The 1,314-nt window shown below is 71.4% G+C and carries 2 protein-coding genes; both read left to right on the top strand.

Annotated elements, in window-relative coordinates:
- The first annotated feature begins 151 nt into the window (after positions 1–151).
- Positions 152–700, top strand: coding sequence for a chemotaxis protein CheW (locus AC27KI_RS25030; RefSeq protein WP_284431008.1), 549 nt, complete (start codon positions 152–154; stop codon positions 698–700).
- Positions 701–834: 134 nt separating this feature from the next.
- Positions 835–1,314, top strand: a 480-nt coding sequence (locus AC27KI_RS25025) for a DUF4140 domain-containing protein (protein WP_487116483.1), incomplete at its 3' end; no start/stop codon positions are given.

Genomic DNA, 1,314 nt, shown 5'->3' with positions numbered 1-1,314 from the left:
CCCTCGCTGGCCATGGCCGGCGGCAGCGAAGACGACTGGCAGAACTTCTGACCCGCGCACCGTCCATGGCCCATCGTCCCACCCCGGTACGATGGGCCACCGGACCCCAACCGGACCCTTTTCTTCCTCCATTGCCTGCAAGAGATCCGCCATGGCCCTTTCTTCCTCTCCCACCGACACCACCGACACCGCCGCCGCCAATGCCGTCAGCCAGGGCGGCGAATTCCTCTCGTTCCGCCTGGGCGATGAGGAGTACGGCATCGGCATCCTCCAGGTACAGGAAATCCGCTCCTACGAGCCGCCGACGCGGCTGGCCGGTGCGCCCGACTTCATCAAGGGCGTGGTCGATCTGCGCGGCATCATCATTCCCATCGTGGACCTGCGCCTGCGGCTGCATTGCGCCAGCGCCGAGTACAACCACTCCACGGTGGTGATCGTGCTTAACGTCGGACAGCACACCGTGGGCGCGGTGGTGGACTCCGTCTCCGATGTGGTGGAGTTGACGGCGGAGATGATCCGCCCCGCGCCCCAGCTGTCCTCCAGCGTGGACGCCCAATTCATCCTGGGCCTGGGCAGCGTGAACGACCGCATGCTCATCCTCGTGGACATCGAGGGCCTGGTGGGCAGCGAGACGCTGGGCCGCATGCGGCCGACCGGCGTCAGCCCGGCCGCCGCGGCCGCTGCCGCGTTCATGGACTGATCGCCGAAGCGCCCTCGGCGCGGCGCTCCTGCGGGCCGCGGCGGGCACGGGTGAATAATCGCCGGGCGCGGCACCTTGCCGCCGCCTCCAGATCCATCCGCCAGCCCACCCAGGAGCCGCCCTTGATTCCCTCCATGCCCTCCCTGCGGCCCGTGCCTGCCGTCCGGCCGGCCGGCCCCTCCATGGCCGCGCTGCTGACCTGTCTGTCCAGCGCCACGGCACTGCTGGGCACCGGCACCGCCCTGGCGCAGGACAGCGTGGCCTCGCGCATCACCCAGGTCACCGTCTCCCCCGGCAGCGCCACCGTGGAGCGCACCGCGCGCGTGGCCGCCGGCGCCCGCAGCGCCGTGTTCCGCTGCCTGCCCGCCTCCATCGACACCGCCAGCCTGCAGATCGCCGCAGGCACCGGGGTGCGCGTGGGCGAATTCAAGATCACCACCGAAGACCGCGACGTGGCCGCCGGCTGCGCCAGCCCGCTGGACGGCCGCATCCAGGACCTGGAAGACCAGCTGGCCGCCGTGCGTGCCGAGACCGCCTCGCTGCAGCTCGTGAACCGCTACCTGCAGGGCGTGGCCGGCAACGCCGGCAGCGCGGCCGACACGCCGCCGCCCGAC

The organism is Acidovorax sp. KPB24-03 (assembly GCF_057546605.1).
Note: the sequence above shows the minus strand (reverse complement) of the source record. Positions and strands in the feature narration are given on the sequence as shown.

What these genes read in the sequence shown, in the direction of transcription:
- AC27KI_RS25030 (WP_284431008.1), top strand. Translation starts at nt 152, where the DNA reads ATGGCCCTTTCTTCCTCTCCCACCGACACCACCGACACCGCCGCCGCC.